Source organism: Nocardioides hwasunensis, from assembly GCF_014779665.1.
Classification (GTDB): domain Bacteria; phylum Actinomycetota; class Actinomycetes; order Propionibacteriales; family Nocardioidaceae; genus Nocardioides; species Nocardioides hwasunensis.
In genome coordinates, this window is the sequence record NZ_JACXYY010000004.1 from 60,789 (window position 1) to 79,171 (window position 18,383).

Below are 18,383 nucleotides of genomic sequence, written 5' to 3' on the forward strand. Positions count from 1 at the left end.
CCGAGATCTCCGTTCGTCGGACGGATGCAGCGTACGACGATCCGTACCCGCGAGCTGAGGAATCGATGAGTGGCCCCGGCATCGGCCGGGTGCCGGCTCAGCCGGCGCGCCTGCGCATCCCCCGACGTGCGCGACGGTGCGCCGCCGGCACGACGCTGGACGGGAACACCGCATCTGCGAGCGCCTCGAGTCCATGACCGACCGGGGAGTCACCCACCTCGTGGAGGGGGCGTCCGGAGACCAGTGCCCTGTCGACCGAGGCGCGGTCGTCGGGGAGGAAGTGGAGACCGGCGACCCGGCTGAACCCCTCGACCATCCCGGCGATCTCCTTCTCCGACCACCCGATGGAGCTGCGCATGCGGTTGACCACGACCCGCACGGGCGCGCCGCCGACCCGCTCGCGGAGGTCGACCAGCCCGCGGGCCAGCCGGGCCAGTCCGACCGGGTCCGCCGAGCCCACGACGACGATCTCGTCGGCCCGCTCCAGGGCTGCGAGGGTGAGCGCGTTGCGTCCCGGGCGCCCACCGAGGTCGTGGCCGCCATCGTCCTCGATCGAGAACCCGGTGTCGGCCACGACATGGCTGCTCGCCCGCGCGCGGTCCAGGAGCTGCTCGACCTGGGCGGAGCGCACCTCGCGCCAGCGATCGGCTCGTGGCAGACCGGTCACGACGGCCAGGTGGTCGCCGACGCCGCGGCACACCGAGGCGAACCGCTCGTCGAGCTGGCCGGAGGCCGCCAGCCGGGAGGCCGAGAGCAGGCCCGAGACCTCGTCGAGGATGCCGAGCTGCTGGGCGACCGCGCCACCGTAGGGATCGAGGTCGGCGAGCACGACGTCGACCTCCCGCAGGGCGACCTCGGCAGCCAGGTTGGTCGCCACGGTCGTCCGACCCGGCGCCCCGGTCGGCCCCCACACCACCACCACTCGCCCGCTGCCCGGCCGCTCCACCGGGGGTGGCGCCTCCTCGACGCCCGCGTCACGGAACCGGGTGTCGGCGACGTCCTCCACCCTCACCACCACGTCAGGCAGCGACGCGAGCTCACCCGCACCGACGACGGCGGTGATGCCGAGGCGCTGCGCGTGCTCGCGGACATCGAGGTCGTCCGACCGCGCAGCCGTCACCGCAACGGGCCGCACGGCGTGGCGACGCAGGTGAGCGGTGCTCGTCGGGTCGAGTCCGGGCGCGTCCAGCGAGACCACCGCGACGTCGGCCTGGCCGCTCGTCACCGAGGCGAGCAGGTCGTCGACGTCCACGCAGCGCTTGAGCACCACCACACCGGGGTGCGACTCGAGGTCGGCGAGCGCGGGCGACTCCCAGGCCTCGCCCGCGGCCAGGAGCAGCACGCAGATCACGGGTCAGCCCCTTCCGACGACGCGGACACGGTTGTCGCCGCTCGCCGCCAGCACCCGCCCCAGTGACTCCTCGTCGGCCTGCGGGACCGCGAGCACGAGCTGCCGTGCCGCGGCGGAGGCGAAGGTGTCGCTCACGAGTGGCGCGTCGAGCACCGCGACGTCGCCGAGGACCAGCTCCGCCGCCGATCGTGCGTCGTCCCCGCCGAGGCTGCGGTCGTTGATCACCCACACGTCGACGCGCGAGCCGCGGGTCAGCCTGGTGGGCACGTGCTCGGTCGCGACGGCGATCGAGACCTCGACGGTGTCCTCGTCGGCGGCCTCCCCCAGCGCGCCCGCCGGGACGAGCTCCCCGGCGGCCAGCGGCCGGGTGAGGGTGAGCGCCGCCGGGAGCTCGCGGTCGACCGCGAGGTAGTGATCGCGGTCAGCGCCCTCGTCGAAGCGCACCCGCGTCGCCCGCAGGTCGTCGGCGGTGAGCGTCTGGCCCGCCGCGAGGTCGGAGGTCGCCGACCAGACCGGGGTCATGTCGTCGGCGGTGGACAGGATCCGCGCCCCGGCCACGACCGAGCCGGTGACCAGTGCGACCCCGACCCACAGCCGGGGGTCACGCCACCCGGGCGAGCGGAGGCGCGCGGCGGCAGGGACGTCGGGGTCGCGCGGCGCGCGCGAGGTCTTCCGAGGAGCGATGCGGGGCACGCGGGACATCATGGCCCGTCAAGACGGAATTGACACGTGCTTCTCCACAGGTCGGGTGGGCGGGCGCGACGGACCCGTGTGGGTCGGTGGCACGATGGAGCCATGGCCGACGACCCCCGCTTCCTGACGCTCGCCGACGTCGCCGAGGTGCTCAACACCTCCAGCGCGCAGGTCTACGCGCTCGTCCGCCGCGGCGACCTCCCGGCGATCAAGATCGGTGGCCGGGGCCAGTGGCGCGTCGAGCGCATCCAGCTCGAGGAGTTCATCCAGCGGATGTACGCCGACACCAAGGCGTTCGTCGACCAGCACCCGTTCGTCGACGCCGACGTCGAGGCCGACTGAGCCGGCGGTCAGCCGACGTTGCCGTCGAGCACGACCTCGACGACGCTCTCGTCGCTCCCGCGCCTGACCGTCATCTCGACGGTGTCACCGGGCAGGTGCGTGCGGATCGCGACGATCAGGGCGATGCCGTCCGACACCGGCTGGTCGTCGACCGCCGTGATCACGTCGTCCTGCTGCAGACCTGCGCGCTCCGCGGGCGTGTCCGCCATCACCTCGGTGATGGTGGCTCCCTGCACATCGGTCTCGCCGCCGGTCCGGACGCTGGCGCCGATCACCGGGTACTCCGCCTTGCCCGTGCGCAGGATCTGGTCGACCGTGGTGCGCACCTGCTCGATCGGGATCGCGAATCCCACCCCGATGTTGCCGGACTCCCCGGTCGCGCCACCGGTGGTGGCGATGGCAGAGTTCACGCCGACGACCTCGCCGGCGAGGTTGACCAGCGGACCGCCGGAGTTGCCCGGGTTGATGGCGGCGTCGGTCTGCACGGCGTTGATGTACGACGACTCGTCGTCGGACTCGCCCGAGGTGGTGACCGGACGGTTCAGGGCGCTCACGATGCCGGAGGTCACGGTCTGGCTCAGGCCGAGCGGGGCGCCGAAGGCGACGACGGCGTCGCCGACCCGCAGGACCTGCGAGGCGCCCAGGGCGGCAGGCTCGAGGTCGGCCGCCGACTCGACGTCGAGGACGGCGAGGTCGTAGACGGCGCTGCGCCCCACGACGGTTGCGTCGTGGCGCTTGCCGGCCTGGTCGATGACCACGATCGGACCGTCGTCGTCGGCTGCCGAGGCGACGACGTGGTTGTTGGTGACGACGTGGCCGTCACGGTCGAGCACGAACCCGGAGCCGGTGGCGCCACGTGCCTGGCCGCCGAACTCGGCGACGATCTGCACCGTGCTGGGCAGGAGCGCCTGCGCCACCGCCGCGACGGAGCCGTTGTCCGCCTCCAGCGGTGCAGCCGTCTGCGTGCGCACACCGCCGAGGCCGTTGCTGTTGGTGCCGCGATGGGAGGCCAGCTCGTCCTGGAGCGCTCCCCCGGCGAGACCGCCGAGGACGCCCACCACCAGTGCCACCGCCGCGACCGCGGGCCACACCCACATCGGCGGTCGGCGAGTCGGCGCGGGCAGGGCGTACATCGGGCGCTGCGGGTAGGGGCCGGGGCCGAACCAGCCCGGAGCCTGCTGCCCCTGCTGGGTCTGCTGGCCGTACGGCCCGCCGGGACCCTGCAGGCCGGGCGGTGGTCCCAGGGGAATCGTCGGTGGCGGGTCCTGGGGGAGCGCCTGCGTCGGGGAGTCCGCACCTTCGGCACCCGACGTGTCGCCGAAGCGGGCGGCGTACGGCGGCGGGCCGGCGAGGAAGCCGTCCTCGGTGTCGCGACGAGGCTCCGGACCGGACTCCACGATCTCCGGGTCCGACTCGGGTGGCGCTGCCTCTGGGACGTCGGGGCTGCCGTAGGGCCGGCCCTGCGGCTGGATCGCGGGCGCGTCACTGCCCGTCTCGCTCAGGGGTTCGGGGAGCTGCTCGTCGTCCGGGGCAGGCTCGGGGGCGCTGGCTCGCCATCCGGCGAGCGGCTGGGTGGGCTCGTCGGACGCGTGCTCGTCGGAGGGGTGCTCGTCAGGCTGGTGCTCGTCGCTCACGGAGCAATCTTCTCCCGGATCGCCACGAGCCGCTCGGCCAGGGGCGTCCGGGAGGGTGAGACGGGACCGCGGGTGGAGCGGTCCTCGACGTTGAGCGCGGGTGCGACAGGTCCCATCGGGCGGGTCAGGTCGGTGACCGGCGGGCGCGGCTCGACGCGCGGCGCACCCGCGACCCCGAGCGCGAGCACGCCGACGACGCACGCGCTCGCAGCTCCGCCGCCGATGGCGACGAGGCCGCGCCGGGGACGGTGACCGGCAGTGGGGAACGGCGGCGCCGCCAGGGCAGCCCCACCGGTGGTCGACGAGCAACGCCCGATGAGCGAGGACTTGAAGTCATGGGAGGTCTGCTGTCCTCCGGAGGTCCCGCAGGACAGCTGGGCGAGCTGGGTCTTGACCCAGCCCTCCTCCTCCACGAGGTCACGGCAGGCGTGGCAGGCGTGGACGTGGTTCCAGCAGCGCTCCTCCTCCTCGGGCGCGAGGCGACCGTCGAGGAGGGCACTGACACGTGATCCGAGATGGCTCATCACGACATCACGCCCCGGTAGCGCTCACGACCGGCGGCGGGCTCGCGATGGGCGAGTGCCTTGCGGAGCATGCTCCGGCCCCGGTGGATCCGCGAGCGCACGGTGCCGAGCTTGGCGTCCATGATCTCGGCGATCTCTTCGTAGCTGAGCCCCTCGACGTCGCACAGCACCACCGCGGCGCGGAAGTCGGGGGGAAGGGTGGCGAGCGCGGTCTCGATGTCGTCGTCGAACGTCCGGTCGGCGAACGCGAGCTCGGGCGCCGGGGCGGCACTGGTGAGCCGGGCGGCGCGCTCGTCGGAGAGCGGGTCGAAGCGGATGCGCTGCTTGCGACGCGCGCCGTCGAGGAACAGGTTGGTGGTGATGCGGTGCAGCCAGCCCTCGAACGTCCCGGGCGTGTAGGTGTCGAGCGAGCGGAAGACCCGGACGAAGACCTCCTGGGTCAGGTCCTCGGCATCAGGTCGGTTGCCGGTGAGCCGGTAGGCCAGGCGGAACACCCGGTCGGAGTGCTGCTCGACGACCTCGTCCCACGTCGGCACGACGGCGGCCTCCGCCGATCCGGTGGTGTCGACCTGCTCGCCCACGGAGGCTCCCTGGCTCGTCCTTCTCGACCGCAGCTGCAACGGTTCGCTGTCCTTCCTGACGCTAGGTAGCCCGCCTGAGAGTTCCCTGTGAACCTCATGCGCTCCACCCAAGAAACCAGCGGCGGAGTACTGCGTCCAACGACCGAGGTGCCGCGTGTGTTCCCGGCCACGTGCACCGGTCGGTGCGCGATAGAGTCGCGCCCGTGCCCACCACCACCCCGATCAAGCCCGCGAGCTGGTCCTACGCCGAGTCGTTCGTGGCCGAGGACGAGATCCTCGCAGCCGCCCGGAGCCGTGCCGACGAGGTCGGCGTCACGCCGATCGGCTCCGGTGGCGGTGCGGCCCTGCGCTTCCTCGCCTCGGTCCTCGACGCCCGCGCGGTCGTCGAGATCGGGACGGGCACCGGCGTCTCGGGGCTGTGGCTGCTGCGCGGCATGCGCGCCGACGGCGTGCTCACCACGGTCGACATCGAAGCCGAGCACCAGCGCCTGGCGAAGGAGACCTTCAGCGAGGCCGGCATCCCGCCCAACCGCGCCCGCACCATCGCCGGCGCCGGGCTCGACGTGCTCCCCCGCCTCACCGATGGCCACTACGACCTCGTGTTCTGCGACGGCGACAAGCGTGAGTACGCCGCCTACCTCAAGGAGGCGCTGCGGCTGCTGCGTCCCGGCGGCGTGGTGGTGTTCGACAACGCTCTCTGGCACGACCGGGTCGCCGACCCCGCACAGCGCGACGAGGAGACCGTCTCGGTGCGCGACCTCGGCCGCGCGGTCCTCGAGCACGAGGCCCTGGTGCCGGTGCTGCTGCCGGTCGGCGACGGTCTGCTCGCTGCCAAGAAGGAGTGGGCGCCCGAGGTCGAGGGCGCCTGAGGCGCCTCGAGTCTCTCCGAGACTCACCGCCGAGCGTCGGACGTCAGGCGCGGGCGACTGCGACGAAGCCGTCGCGTCCCTCGGCGACGGCGACGATGTCGCACGCCTCGACGAGGATCGGCGAGCAGCCGATGATCCGCGTGCCCGGTGACTGGTCGGCGGTCTCGGTGAAGGTGCGCTGGAACTCCTCGCGCGCCTCGTCGCTGGCGAAGACGTAGCTCCCCTCGAACCACTGCCCCGGCACGCACCGCCAGGTCTTGTGGCGCAGACCGGCCATGTCGGTGAAGCGGGCGTGGGACGTCTCCGCCACGAACGTGGCGAGGCGTTGCTCGACCCCGGGGTCCGCGTCGGCGAGGGACCACCGGATGGTGAGGCCGAGCATCAGGCGATGCCCTCGAGGGGATCGTCGGACCCGAGCCACGACAGCAGCAGTCGTGGGCCCCAACCGCTGGGCCCCGCAGTCCACTCGTGTCGGTCGGTGGGCGACTCGGCGGCAGACGCGAAGTCGACGTGTGCCCAGGGGACGTCGCCGGCGAAGTGCTGGAGGAAGAGAGCCGCGGTGATCGCGCCCGCCCCACCCGCTGCGTTGTCACCGTCGGCGATCTTGGAGGTGACCTTGTCCTCGTAGTCGGTGACCAGGGGCATCCGCCAGACCCGCTCACCGGAGGCGGCGGCGGCCGTCTCGACGTGTCCGGCCAGGGCCTCGTCGTTCGCGAAGTAGCCGCCGGTCCACTGGCCCAGCGACACCTTCATCGCACCGGTGAGGGTGGCGATGTCGAGGATCACGCTCGGCTTCAGCTCGGCCACGGCGTAGGCCATGGCGTCGGCGAGCACCAGACGGCCCTCGGCGTCGGTGTTGTTGACCTCGGAGGTGCGACCACCGACGTGCGTGATGACGTCGCCGGGACGCATCGCGGAACCGCTGACGGCGTTCTCCGCAGCGGGGACCAGCCCGATCACGCGCACCGGGCAGTCGACGTCGCGCAGCGCTGCCATCGTGGCGATCACCGCGGCGCCACCGCTCATGTCGCGCTTCATCGTCAGCATGCCCTCGCTGGGCTTGATGTCGAGGCCACCGGTGTCGAAGGTGATGCCCTTGCCGACGAGCACCACCGTCGGCACGTTCTTCCCGGCTCCCTTGCCGGCGCCGCGCGGCGTGTAGTCCATCCTGATCAGTCGCGGCTCGTGCACCGAGGCGCTCCCGACGGCCAGCAGGCCACCGAAGCCCTCGGCGACGAGTCGGGCCTCGTCCCACACGGTCACGTCGAGTCCCGCCGCCTCGCCGACCTCGACCGCCTGGTCGGCCAGCCAGGCCGGCGTCTTGAGGTTGGACGGGACGGTGGCGAGGGTGCGTGAGCGCCAGCCGGCACCGCCGAGCGCGAGAGCACGGGCCAGCTCGTCGTCCGCACCGTCGTCGCTGATGTCGGCCAGCACGACGCGGCCGACCGGCTGCTCCTTCGGGCCGGTCGAGCGCCAGTGGAAGGCGAACGAACCGAGCATCGCGCCGACGACGAAGGCGCCGAGGCCCTCCTCGGGTGCGATCGCGGCGAGGGACGTCACCACGCTGACGCGGTCCTTCGTGGCCCGCGCGAGCGCCGCTCCGGCGCGCCGGAAGTCGGTGGTCGATGCGTCGCCGACCCCGACGAGCAGCACCAGGCTCACGTCGTCGTCGGGCGCGGAGACCGGGACGGTGGTGACCTCACCGGTGCGCCCGGTGGCGCGAGCGGCCTCGAGGGCTGCGAGCAGGTCGGTCCCGAGAGCCTCGGAGGCCTCGTCCGCACCCGGCCCGAGGAGGGGACCGTCCTCACCCGGGAGGACCGGGAACGCCCAGACCTCGGCGCCGCCGATCTGGTGCGGCAGCGCGGAGCTGAGGGCGAACTCGGGAGGAGAGACCTGCGTCGGCAGCTGTGCGATGGCCACGATCAGCCGACGACGTCCTTGAGGGCGTCCCCGAGAGCCGTGGCCTCATCGGCGTTCAGCTCGACCACCAGACGTCCACCGCCCTCGAGCGGGACGCGCATGACGATGCCGCGCCCCTCCTTGGTGACCTCGAGCGGTCCGTCGCCCGTGCGGGGCTTCATGGCGGCCATCGGCGCACCTCTTCCTGTTCAACCAGCTCTTGTGGATTCGTTGTCACATGCGAATCGAGGCGGCGTGGATGTTTCGGGCCGCCCCGATCGGCGTCGTACGACGTCCATTATCCCCTATGTGCCGCGTGATCGGCACCACAGGTCACGCGGATCTGCGTCAAGAGTCCGGCAGACTGCCCTCATGACTACCCCGGTCCTCCTCGACGTCACCGACTCGGTCGCCACCATCACCCTGAACCGACCTGATGCGATGAACGGGCTCGACACGGCCACCAAGGAGCTCCTGCGCGACACGGTCGAACAGGTCGCGGAGGACGCCGAGGTGCGCTGCGTCGTGCTGACCGGCAGCGGCCGAGCGTTCTGCGTGGGCCAGGACCTCAAGGAGCACCTGGCCGGCCTCAAGGGTGAGTCCGACGTCCCGCTCTCGGACACCGTGGAGCGTCACTACAACCCGATCGTGCTGGCGCTGGCCACGATGCCGAAGCCCGTCATCGCCGCCGTCAACGGGGTGGCAGCGGGCGCGGGGGCCAGCCTGGCCTTCGCCGCCGACTTCCGGATCCTGGTCGACTCCGCGGGCTACAACACCTCGTTCGCCGGCGTGGCCCTGTCGTGCGACACCGGCTCGAGCTGGACGCTGCCGCGCCTGGTCGGCACCGCCAAGGCGATGGAGCTGCTCTACTTCCCGCGCACCGTCTCCGCGCAGGAGGCGCTCGAGCTCGGCCTGGCCCACCAGGTCGTCACCGCCGAGGAGCTGCCCTCCGCCGTCGGCGAGCTGGCCGCCCGGCTGGCCGCCGGCCCGACCGTCGCCTTCGGCTCCATCCGGCAGGCAGCGGCGTACTCCGCCTCCCACTCGCTCGAGGAGTCCCTCGCCTTCGAGGCCGACAAGATGGCGCTGACCGGCGGCACCGAGGACCACCTCGCGGCGGTCGATGCGTTCATGGCGAAGGACAAGCCGGTCTTCCGGGGTCGCTGACGGTCCCCCTCGCGGGGTGTCAGACGGCGGCGGTGAGGTAGGCGTAGGTGAAGACCAGCACAGCCGCGACCATGCCGAGGTGTGCCAGCAGCGAGAGGCCGGGTCCGTCGCTCCAGCCGTCCCCGGTCGCAGCCGGGACGTGACGACCGCGCGAGGGCAGCCAGCGGGCCAGGACCAGCAGCCCACAGATCGCCACGACCCACCAGCACGCCACGGCCAGGATCCCGAAGAGCGGTCCGCCGAGGAAGGTGTCCTCGGGCGACACCAGGACGCCGATCCAGAGCACGAGCGCGACGACGCCGGCCACGAAGTGGACCGTGGGCAGGCGACGGCTGATGGAGAACTGGCCCGCCGCACCGTCGGCCCGCAGGCGCAGACGGGTCAGCACGATCACCACGGCCGCGAGGGCCGTGAGGATCCACACGACGATCTGGAACGACATGACCGGGCAGTCTGCCCTAGTCGCGAGGCGAGTCGCCAGACGAGTCCTCGGCGACGCCTCGACGGCCCTCCCCCGGCTCGTCGTGGCGCTCGTCCTCCAGCTCGGTCGCCAGCCGCGCGAGGAGCGCGTCGACGTCGGACATGCGGTAGCCCCGCACCGCGAGGGGGAACCGGACGGTGCGCAGGTCCGCGGCCGCGATCGGCCGGTCGTCGGGCAGCGCCAGGTCGGGGCGGTCGTCGTACGCCGGTGCCATCGACCCGCCGCGACCGGACGCGACCATCGCGACGCCGCCCATGGCGAGGACGACGAGGATCGCGAAGAGCCAGGTCATCGCGGCTACTCCGGCCGCTTCGGGGCGGGCGTCGGCCAGCGGTCGTCGCGGGCGTCGACCATGAGTCGTACGGCCTCGTCGACGTCGTCGGTGAGGACCATCATGTCGAGGTCGGCGGCGTTGATCTTGCCGTCGGCGAGCACGGTCTCGCGCAGCCAGCCGAGCAGGCCGGACCAGTAGTCCTTGCCGATCAGGACGATCGGGAAGGACGTGACCTTCTGCGTCTGCACGAGGGTGAGCGCCTCGAACAGCTCGTCGAGGGTGCCGAGACCGCCGGGGAGCACGATGAAGCCTTGCGAGTACTTCACGAACATCGTCTTGCGAGCGAAGAAGTAGCGGAAGTTGATCCCCTTGTCGACCCACTGGTTGAGGCCGGACTCGAAGGGCAGCTCGATGCCGAGACCGACGCTCACTCCACCAGCCTGGCAGGCACCCTTGTTGGCGCCCTCCATCGTGCCGGGGCCGCCGCCGGTGATGACCGCGAACCCGGCCTCGGCGAGCTTGCGTCCCGCCTCCTCCGCGACGGCGTGGTGCGGGTGGTCGGCAGGCGTGCGCGCTGAGCCGAAGACCGCGATCGCGGGCCCGAGCTCGGCCAGCGCGCCGAAGCCCTCGACGAACTCGGCCTGGATCCGCAGCACCCGCCACGGGTCGGTGTGCACCCAGTCCGTCGGACCGCGGCTGTCGAGGAGGCGCTGGTCGGTCGTGCTGCCCTCAGTGACCTGCCCGCGGCGCTCGACGACGGGGCCCGTCATGCGGTCGTGGGTCCGGTCCGTCATGCGCTCTCCCCCGTCAGCCAGTCCTTGAGGATGCGCTCGCAGCGCTCGATGTGCTCGATCGGCACGTGCTCGTCCTGCTTGTGCGCGAACATCGGGTCACCGGGGCCGAAGTTGACCGCCGGGATGCCGAGCTTGGTGAACTGGGCGACGTCGGTCCAGCCGAACTTCGGCTGGGGCTCTCCCCCGACGGCGTCGACGAACGCCTTCGCCGCCGGCCGGTCGAGGCCGGGGAGCGCGCCGGCCGCCATGTCGGTCACTGTGACGTCGTAGCCCTCGAAGAAGTCGCGGACAAAGGCCTCGGCGTCGTCCTCGCTGCGGTCGGGGGCGAAGCGGAAGTTGACCTCGACCACGCACTCGTCGGGGATGACGTTGCCGGCGACCCCGCCGCGGATGCCGGTGGCGTTGAGGCCCTCGTGGTAGGTCAGCCCGTCGATCTCGGGCTCGCGGGCGACGTAGTCGCTCAGCCGGGCGAGCACCGGGCCCGCGAGGTGGATCGCGTTGACGCCCTTCCAGCTGCGCGCGCTGTGCGACCGCTCACCGGTGGTGCGCACGTCGACGCGCATCGTGCCCTGGCAGCCCGCCTCGATCGCGGCGTTGCTCGGCTCCATGAGGATCGCGAAGTCGGCCTCGACCAGATCGGGGTCGCTGACGGTGAGCTTGCGCAGGCCGTTGTGGACCGAGTCGACCTCCTCGGCCTCGTAGAAGATGAAGGTGAGGTCGCGCAGCGGCTCGGTGACGTCGCGGGCGAGCTTGAGCATCACCGCGTCGCCCCCCTTCATGTCGCAGCTGCCGAGGCCGTGGAGGATGCCTTCCTCGAGGCGGGCGGGCAGGTTCGCGTTGAGCGGCACGGTGTCGAGGTGACCGGCGATCACGACCCGCTCGCCCAGGCCGAGGTCCGTGCGAGCGACCACGGTGTGGCCACGGCGGGTGACGGTGAGGTGCGGGAGGGACAGCAGCGCGGCCTCGACGGCGTCGGCGATCTGCTGCTCGTCGTGGCTGACCGAGGAGATGTTAACCAGCTGCTCGGTCAGGGAGGCGACGTCGGCGGACAGGTCGAGTGACATGCCCCGATTCAACCAGCCGTCGTGTGGCGGCCCGCCCCTGCCACGCAGGATCAGCGCCTCAGCGCACGCCGCTTCGTGCTGCTCGTGCGGAGCGCACCCAGCAGGTCACGGTCGAGCGTGCCGTAGCCGGTGGTGCTCCAGGCTCCGAGGTCGAGGCGGTAGTAGTGCACCGTCCGCTCCCCCTCGATGAAGTCGAGGATGTCGTCGGGCTCACGTCCGGCCCGGACGTCGGCGGCGCAGTCCTTGCACGCGGGTACGTCGACCGCGCGGTCGTCGTCGCGCCAGGTGACCTCGGTGGTGGAGCCGTCGTGCAGGGGGTTGAACCAGCAGCGCACCGGTGGTCTCCACGCGGAGGGCTTGCGCGACTGGGCCGCTGCCCGGGCGTCCTGCCCGCGGCGAGCCAGGACGAGCGCGCCCACCACGTCCGCGGGCGCGGCCTCCTGCGACAGGATCGAGCGGGCCGCTGCGTAGTGGTCGAGGGCCTGCTGCCAGGCGTCGAGCGCGTTCGCGCTGCCACCGGGCTCGCCGGCGCCGATCGCCTCGCCCAGGGCGAGCACCTCGGCATCGGCCTCCTGACGCAGCCGTCGGTCCTCGGCGGCCCGGACGGTGTGCAGCACGGTGCTCGGCAGCGTGAAGCGCGCGGTCCGGGACCGACGGCGCCGCCGCCACATGACCAGACCGGCCACCACGGCACCGAGGGCGAAGACGACGCCGATCCCGCCGACCACCTCGGAGGTCTGGATCCCCTCGTCGGCGGTCCACGAGTAGCGCTCGTCGCGCGGGACGTCGAACCAGAGCTGCTCGGCGTTGCCGTCGTCGAGCAGCTCCTGGACCTGCACGACCTGGGCGACGATGTCGTCGGGGTTCTGGTGGTTGGCGACGTTCGCGACCGACATGGTGCTCGGCTGCTCACCGTAGGACTGGACCTTGAGCTGCGGCTCGCTGTACCTGGCCCAGCCGACGTAGGTGGCATCGCCGCCGGCGTCGTCGTGCAGCCACGCGCTCAGGTTGGCGAAGTTGCCCTGGAACCGAGCGTCGTCGGGAGCGACCTCGATCAGCACCACCTTGAGGTTCGCCTGCTGCGAGGAGGCCACCGCCTCCTCGATCCGTGCCTCGTCCCCGGCCGAGATGCCGTGGCTCTTCGCGAACGCCGGGTCGATCCAGACGCCGTCACCGCTCATCTCCTGCTCGATCGCGGCGATCGTGGCGTCACTGATCGCGTCGGCCATGGATGGGACGTGCGACATCACGAGACCTCTCGACGGCGGGATCCGACGTACCAGCGCAGCAGCAGGAAGAGGGGCGCGATCCCGAGTGCACCCATGAGCGCGGCCGCGGCGAGCCCGCCGCCGACCCCACCCCAGTAGTCGAAGTCACTGGGCTCGGCGGGCTCGGTGGGCAGCGGCTCCGCCTCCCAGGTCGCCATCTCCTCGGCGATCCGGACCAGCGCCGGGCCTGGCTGGCCCTGGGAGCGGGCGTCGAGGTAGTGGGGCTCGAGCCCGACAGCGTCGGAGTCGGTGCCGCCGTTGCTCCAGAGGACGACGTAGTGCCCCTCCTGTCCCACCGCTGCTCGCCACTGGGCGGCCGCGCCGGACGGCGTGTAGCCGACCTCGTTGCCGTCGGGGTAGTCGAGGTAGGCGATCCGGGCGGGCACGCGCGAGCCGCTGAGGACCTCCTCGGCCCGCTGGAGGTCATCCTCGGGGACCCGGTCCGCGAGGAGCGGATCGACCGCGACGAGGGTGTCCTGGTCGAGGAGGTCGCGCACGGCGTCGACCGGGGCGGGCACGTCGTCGACCTGGCCGAACACCTCTGCCCGTCGCTGGACGTCGGCCGCCTCACGCTCCTCCTGCCAGTCCTGGACCGAGAGGGCCAGGCCGGTGCCGGCCGCGATGCCGATGACGGCACCGACGCTCCAGGCGACGAGCGGTGGCAGGGCTCTCATCGCTTCCCCGCCCGATCAGCGAGCACGTCGCGCGCCAGGTCGTCGGAGATCGCGCCGAAGCCGGCGCGCGCCCAGACGTCGTCGCGCTCCCAGTAGGGCACCGTGCCGCGGCGTGCCTTCAGCTGCAGGTGCTCGGGCACGCGGCCCTTGCGCACGGTCGTGGCACACGCGGTGCAGCACGGCACCTCCACCGCGCCGTCACCCAGCCGCCACGACACCGTGGCCCTGCTCTCCGGGTGGCGGGGATCGAAGAAGCACGTCCGCAGCGGTGCGCCGCTCCTGCCGCGCCGGCCGCGGGCGAGGTCGCGGGCGCCACCGCGGGCGACGACCTGCGCCCCGATGAGGTCGGCGACGTCCCGCGAGGACAGGAGCCGCTCCACGGCGTCGCGCGCGGTGAGTGCACGGCCGGCGACGTCGCGGTCCTCCAGGGCCTCCCAGTCGGTGCGCTCCAGCGCGGCGGCGAGCTCGTCGGACAGCTCGGTGGCACGGCGTCGCTCGGTCTCCGGGTCCGGTGGCGGCGCAGCGACCGCCTTGCCCGGGGAGCGGTCCGGACCGGGCCTGGCCCGCCGCGGCCAGCCCCGCAGGGTCTGGCCGAGCAGCAGGGCGACCGCCAGCGCGGCGAGGCCGCCGACCAGTGCCGAGAGGCCACGCTGAGCGTTGCGCACCTCGACGTAGGAACCGGTGCGCGGACGCCACTGGGCTGCCGCCTGCACTCCCACCGCATAGGTGGCCAGCTGCTCGGCGTCGGCGTCGGTCAGGGTCGCCGGATAGTCCGACCCCGCGCCGTCGCGTGCCATCTCGACCAGCTCCTCGGCTGCCAGCACCTGCGCCTCCGCGGTGGCGACGGCGGGCGGGGAGAGGTAGCGCTCCGACCCCCGGGCGTAGCCGCCCACCTCCTGCATGGTCTCGTCGAGCAGGTCCTTGTTGCTCGACGCACCGAGGCTCACGCGCGCTGCGTCCGCGTCGAGGCCGAAGGCGAAGACCTGCTGGATACCGCCGGTCGTGTCGACGACGTAGAGGCCGTCGCCCAGACGGCGGTTGAGCAGCCCGGCGAACGCCTCGGTGGCGGCGATCCGGTCCCCGCTCGGCAACTCCTGCGGCTGCTCGACGAGCGCCACGTAGACGGGGAACGGCACCTCGCGGACCAGCGCTGCGATCCGGTCGTGCGCCTGCTCGGCCTCACCCGAGCCCATCACGCGGTCGATCACCACGCCGTCCTCGCGGAGGGCGTCCGCGAGGGCGTCGATGTCGGTCGGTCCGTCCATGGCGCGGTGTCTACCCCGATCAGGCGCGGGTCACACGTACGTCGACCTCTGCCGCGTCGGCGTACGCCACCGAGGTGGCGAGGGTCTCGTCGGCGATCAGCGTCTCGTGGGTGCGGGCAGCGGCGAGCGTCGACTCCGGGCCGGCCACCGTCAGCGCGATCCGGTCGCTGACCTGCAGACCCGCGTCCTTGCGGGCCTGCTGCACCGCCCGCACCAGGTCGCGGGCGGTGCCCTCGGCCTCGAGCTCGGGCGTCACCGCGGTGTCGAGCACCACGAAGCCACCGCGCGGCAGCATGCCGATGGCAGTGTCGTCGTCGGAGGACCCGGCGACCGTCTCGAGGGTGTACTCCCCCTCGACCAGCGCGAGCCCACCCGCGGTCACGGTGCCGTCCTCGGCGACCGACCAGTCGCCGGACTTCGAGCCCCTGATCGCGAGCTGGACGTCCTTGCCCAGCCGCGGTCCCGCGGCGCGTGCGTTGACCGTGAGCCGCTGCGAGACGCCGTACGCCGCCGCCTCGGCCGCGTCCGCCGCGAGGAGGTCGACCGCCTTGAGGTTGAGCTCGTCGGCCACCAGCGACGCGAAGCCGGTGAGGTCGGCCTCGGAGACCACCGTGAGCCGCGACAGCGGCAGCCGGTTGCGGAGGTTGGCGGCCTTGCGCAGCGCCGAGCCGGCCGAGCAGACGTCGCGGACGGTGTCCATCGACGCGACCAGCCCGTCGTCGGACGGCAGGTCGTCGGCGGACGGCCAGTCGGTGAGGTGGACCGAACGCTCGCCGGTGAGGCCGCGCCAGACCTCCTCCGTCGTCAGCGGCATCAGCGGCGCGGTGACCCGGCAGACGACCTCGAGCACCGTGTAGAGGGTGTCGAACGCGTCCGCGTCCTCGTCCCAGAAGCGCTCGCGCGAGCGACGGATGTACCAGTTGGTGAGCACGTCGAGGAAGCTGCGCGTCGAGTCGCACGCCGCGGCCACCTCGTAGTTGTCGAGCTGGTCGGTCATCGCGGCGACGTAGTCGCGCAGCTTGGCCAGGACGTAGCGGTCCATCGGATGGGCGCTGTCGGTGCGCCAGGTGGCGTCGTGGCCGGCTCCGTCGCCCGCCGCGTTGGCGTACAGGCTGAAGAAGGACCAGCTGTTCCACAGCGGGATCAGCACCTGGCGCACGGAGTCGCGGATGCCCTGCTCGGTCACCACGAGGTTGCCACCGCGCAGGATCGGGCTCGACATGAGGAACCAGCGCATTGCGTCGGCACCGTCGCGGTCGAAGACCTCGCGGACGTCGGGGTAGTTGCGCAACGACTTCGACATCTTCTGGCCGTCGTTGCCGAGCACGATGCCGTGGCTCAGGCACGTCGAGAACGCCGGGCGGTCGAAGATCGCGCCGGCCAGGACGTGCATCGTGTAGAACCAGCCGCGGGTCTGGCCGATGTACTCGACGATGAAGTCGCCCGGGAAGTGGTGGTCGAACCAGTCCTTGTTCTCGAACGGGTAGTGCACCTGGGCGAAGCTCATCGAGCCCGAGTCGAACCACACGTCGAGGACGTCAGTGACGCGGCGCATCGTGGACTTCCCGGTCGGGTCGTCGGGGTTCGGGCGGGTCAGCTCGTCGACGTACGGCCGGTGCAGGTCGGGGTTGCCGTCCACGTCGAGCGGCAGCGTTCCGAAGTCGCGCTCGATCTCCTCGAAGGAGCCGTAGACGTCGACGCGGGGGTACTGCTCGTCGTCGGACTTCCACACCGGCACCGGGCTGCCCCAGAAGCGGTTGCGGGTGATCGACCAGTCGCGGGCGTTCTCCAGCCACTTGCCGAACTGGCCGTCCTTGATGTGGTCGGGGACCCAGCGGATCTCCTGGTTGAGCGCCATCAGGCGCTCCTTGACCTTGGTCACCTCGACGAACCACGACGAGACGCCCTTGTAGATCAGCGGCTGCCGGCAGCGCCAGCAGTGCGGGTAGGAGTGGTCGTAGGTCTCGCGGCGCACGAGGACGGTGCCGGGCGTGACGCTGCCCGTCTCGCCCTCGCCGCGGGTGGCGGCCTTGAGGTGGTCGATGACGTGGAGGTTGGCGTCGAAGACCTGCATGCCCTCGTAGTCGACGACGGGGAAGGTGAAGCGCCCGTCCTTGCCGACCGGCATGACGGCCTCGATGCCCTCGCGGTCGGTGACGACCTTGTCGTCCTCACCGAAGGCACCGGCGGTGTGCACCAGCCCGGTGCCGTCCGTGGTCGTCACGAACTCGGCGGGCACGAGGCGGAAGGCGCGCTCGTGACCGGCGTAGTAGCTGAACGGCGGGGCGTACTCCAGGCCGAGGAGGTCGCTGCCCGTGCCGCGCCAGGTCACCTGCGGGTCCTCGCCCAGCTCACGGGCGTACGACGCCAGGCGGGCCTCGGCGATCAGGTAGCGCTCGGTGCTGCCGGTGGGGCCGTCGGACTCGACGACGACGTAGTCGATGTCCTCACCGACCATGACCGCGAGGTTGGACGGCAGGGTCCAGGGGGTCGTCGTCCAGACGAGGACCTTGACGCCCCGGAACGGGCCCTCGGTCGTGACGTCGTAGCCGACGGTGACGGCCGGGTCCTGGCGCATCTGGTAGACGTCGTCGTCCATCCGCAGCTCGTGGTTGGACAGCGGCGTCTCGTCCTGCCAGCAGTAGGGCAGCACCCGGAAGCCCTCGTAGACCAGGCCCTTGTCGTGCAGCTGCTTGAAGGCCCAGATGACCGACTCCATGAACTCCGGGTTCATGGTGCGGTAGTCGTGGTCGAAGTCGACCCAGCGCGCCTGGCGGGTGACGTAGTCGCGCCACTCACCGGTGTACTTCAGGACCGACTGGCGGCACGCCTCGTTGAACTTCTCGATGCCCAGCTCGACGATCTCGTCGGTGGTCTTGATGCCGTTGAGTCGCATCGCCTCCAGCTCGGCCGGCAGGCCGTGGGTGTCCCAGCCGAAGCGACGCTCGACCTTGTGCCCGCGCATCGTCTGGTAGCGCGGGATGAGGTCCTTGACGTAGCCGGTGAGCAGGTGGCCGTAGTGCGGCAGGCCGTTGGCGAACGGCGGACCGTCGTAGAAGACGAACTCGTTCTCGCCGTTCGCGCCCGCGTCGCGCTGCTCGACGCTTGCGCGGAAGGTGTCGTCGGACTCCCAGTAGGCGAGCACCGCCTCCTCGATCGCCGGGAAGCGCGGGCTGCTGGCCACGGTCGTGGCGCCTTCTTCTGCGGCGGTGTGGCTGACCTTGGGGTACGTCATGGGGCTGTCTGTCCTCGCTGGTTGAGGAGGGCCGCCAGGGCCCGTCTCGAAACCCACGAGGACGACCACCTCCGGCGGAGGTTGCCGCGGTACCACCTCGCTTGGGATCCGGGGATCCCCGCTTCGTTCAGGCTGTGTCGGGCCGGACCCGTCGGGTTCTAGTGGGGCCGCGGCCGGATCGCCGTACCCGTTCTTCCCGTGGCTCGCCGCTGATGACGGCTCAGACGCCTGCCGTGATCGTACGGCGCCCGCGCGGGTTGCTGCCAATCGG

Annotated in this window: 19 protein-coding genes; 3 read left to right on the forward strand and 16 right to left on the reverse strand. The window is 72.0% G+C overall.

Annotated elements, in window-relative coordinates:
- Positions 1-97 precede the first annotated feature (97 nt).
- Together IEZ25_RS10225 and IEZ25_RS10230 are read right to left on the reverse strand one after the other, a co-directional pair.
- The gene (locus tag IEZ25_RS10225; RefSeq protein ID WP_191199335.1) at positions 98-1,351 is read right to left on the reverse strand and encodes an AAA family ATPase; all 1,254 of its coding nucleotides are present in this window, start codon (positions 1,349-1,351) and stop codon (positions 98-100) included.
- Positions 1,352-1,354: 3 nt separating this feature from the next.
- Positions 1,355-2,044 carry a CpaB family protein gene (locus tag IEZ25_RS10230; protein WP_191199336.1) on the reverse strand — a complete coding sequence of 230 codons (690 nt, stop codon included), beginning with the start codon at positions 2,042-2,044 and terminating at the stop codon, positions 1,355-1,357.
- A gap of 102 nt (positions 2,045-2,146) precedes the next feature.
- Between IEZ25_RS10230 and IEZ25_RS10235 the strand changes: the two genes are divergently transcribed.
- Complete coding sequence (locus tag IEZ25_RS10235) at positions 2,147-2,386, forward strand: helix-turn-helix domain-containing protein (RefSeq protein WP_191199337.1); 240 nt, start codon at positions 2,147-2,149, stop codon at positions 2,384-2,386.
- A gap of 8 nt (positions 2,387-2,394) precedes the next feature.
- Here IEZ25_RS10235 and IEZ25_RS10240 read toward each other — a convergent pair whose 3' ends face one another.
- The 3 genes from IEZ25_RS10240 to sigE are packed head-to-tail and all read right to left on the reverse strand — an operon-like array spanning position 2,395 to position 5,125.
- Complete coding sequence (locus IEZ25_RS10240; RefSeq protein ID WP_191199338.1) at positions 2,395-4,020, reverse strand: S1C family serine protease; 1,626 nt, start codon at positions 4,018-4,020, stop codon at positions 2,395-2,397.
- Complete coding sequence (locus tag IEZ25_RS10245; RefSeq protein WP_191199339.1) at positions 4,017-4,544, reverse strand: anti-sigma factor family protein; 528 nt, start codon at positions 4,542-4,544, stop codon at positions 4,017-4,019. The genes IEZ25_RS10240 and IEZ25_RS10245 overlap by 4 nt, the downstream gene beginning before the upstream one ends.
- Entirely contained in the window at positions 4,544-5,125 is a 582-nt protein-coding gene (gene sigE, locus IEZ25_RS10250; RefSeq protein WP_318152158.1) for an RNA polymerase sigma factor SigE, read from the reverse strand. Before sigE ends, IEZ25_RS10245 begins: the two co-directional genes overlap by 1 nt.
- Positions 5,126-5,328: 203 nt before the next feature.
- Between sigE and IEZ25_RS10255 the strand changes: the two genes are divergently transcribed.
- A complete protein-coding gene (locus tag IEZ25_RS10255; protein WP_318152159.1) occupies positions 5,329-5,994 on the forward strand; it encodes an O-methyltransferase in 666 nt (221 codons plus the stop codon).
- Between the two features lie 43 nt (positions 5,995-6,037).
- Here IEZ25_RS10255 and IEZ25_RS10260 read toward each other — a convergent pair whose 3' ends face one another.
- Genes IEZ25_RS10260 through IEZ25_RS10270 form a run of 3 tightly spaced genes read right to left on the reverse strand, consistent with a single transcriptional unit; the run spans position 6,038 to position 8,084 of the window.
- Positions 6,038-6,376 (reverse strand): hypothetical protein, encoded by a 339-nt coding sequence (locus IEZ25_RS10260; protein WP_191199340.1) that lies wholly within the window; start codon positions 6,374-6,376, stop codon positions 6,038-6,040.
- Positions 6,376-7,914 carry a leucyl aminopeptidase family protein gene (locus IEZ25_RS10265; protein ID WP_191199341.1) on the reverse strand — a complete coding sequence of 513 codons (1,539 nt, stop codon included), beginning with the start codon at positions 7,912-7,914 and terminating at the stop codon, positions 6,376-6,378. Before IEZ25_RS10265 ends, IEZ25_RS10260 begins: the two co-directional genes overlap by 1 nt.
- A 2-nt stretch (positions 7,915-7,916) precedes the next feature.
- Positions 7,917-8,084 carry a DUF3117 domain-containing protein gene (locus IEZ25_RS10270; RefSeq protein ID WP_090967556.1) on the reverse strand — a complete coding sequence of 56 codons (168 nt, stop codon included), beginning with the start codon at positions 8,082-8,084 and terminating at the stop codon, positions 7,917-7,919.
- A 181-nt stretch (positions 8,085-8,265) separates the two neighbouring features.
- On the opposite strand from IEZ25_RS10270, the gene IEZ25_RS10275 reads away from it, so the two are divergent.
- Complete coding sequence (locus IEZ25_RS10275; protein ID WP_191199342.1) at positions 8,266-9,057, forward strand: enoyl-CoA hydratase/isomerase family protein; 792 nt, start codon at positions 8,266-8,268, stop codon at positions 9,055-9,057.
- 19 nt (positions 9,058-9,076) lie between these two features.
- On the opposite strand, the gene IEZ25_RS10280 is transcribed toward IEZ25_RS10275, so the two are convergent.
- Genes IEZ25_RS10280 through ileS form a run of 8 tightly spaced genes read right to left on the reverse strand, consistent with a single transcriptional unit; the run spans position 9,077 to position 18,112 of the window.
- Positions 9,077-9,499 carry a hypothetical protein gene (locus IEZ25_RS10280; protein ID WP_191199343.1) on the reverse strand — a complete coding sequence of 141 codons (423 nt, stop codon included), beginning with the start codon at positions 9,497-9,499 and terminating at the stop codon, positions 9,077-9,079.
- Between the two features lie 16 nt (positions 9,500-9,515).
- Complete coding sequence (locus IEZ25_RS10285; RefSeq protein WP_191199344.1) at positions 9,516-9,830, reverse strand: DivIVA domain-containing protein; 315 nt, start codon at positions 9,828-9,830, stop codon at positions 9,516-9,518.
- 5 nt (positions 9,831-9,835) lie between these two features.
- Complete coding sequence (locus IEZ25_RS10290; RefSeq protein ID WP_191199345.1) at positions 9,836-10,606, reverse strand: LOG family protein; 771 nt, start codon at positions 10,604-10,606, stop codon at positions 9,836-9,838.
- Complete coding sequence (dapE, locus tag IEZ25_RS10295) at positions 10,603-11,670, reverse strand: succinyl-diaminopimelate desuccinylase (protein WP_191199346.1); 1,068 nt, start codon at positions 11,668-11,670, stop codon at positions 10,603-10,605. The genes IEZ25_RS10290 and dapE overlap by 4 nt, the downstream gene beginning before the upstream one ends.
- A 50-nt stretch (positions 11,671-11,720) precedes the next feature.
- The gene (locus tag IEZ25_RS10300; RefSeq protein ID WP_191199347.1) at positions 11,721-12,917 is read right to left on the reverse strand and encodes a hypothetical protein; all 1,197 of its coding nucleotides are present in this window, start codon (positions 12,915-12,917) and stop codon (positions 11,721-11,723) included.
- Positions 12,917-13,612: a hypothetical protein gene (locus IEZ25_RS10305; protein WP_191199348.1), complete on the reverse strand. Its 696-nt coding sequence runs from the start codon at positions 13,610-13,612 to the stop codon at positions 12,917-12,919. Before IEZ25_RS10305 ends, IEZ25_RS10300 begins: the two co-directional genes overlap by 1 nt.
- The gene (locus tag IEZ25_RS10310; RefSeq protein WP_191199349.1) at positions 13,609-14,877 is read right to left on the reverse strand and encodes a hypothetical protein; all 1,269 of its coding nucleotides are present in this window, start codon (positions 14,875-14,877) and stop codon (positions 13,609-13,611) included. The genes IEZ25_RS10305 and IEZ25_RS10310 overlap by 4 nt, the downstream gene beginning before the upstream one ends.
- Positions 14,878-14,896: 19 nt before the next feature.
- Positions 14,897-18,112, reverse strand: coding sequence for an isoleucine--tRNA ligase (ileS, locus tag IEZ25_RS10315; RefSeq protein ID WP_191199350.1), 3,216 nt, complete (start codon positions 18,110-18,112; stop codon positions 14,897-14,899).
- Between the last annotated feature and the right edge of the window lie 271 nt (positions 18,113-18,383).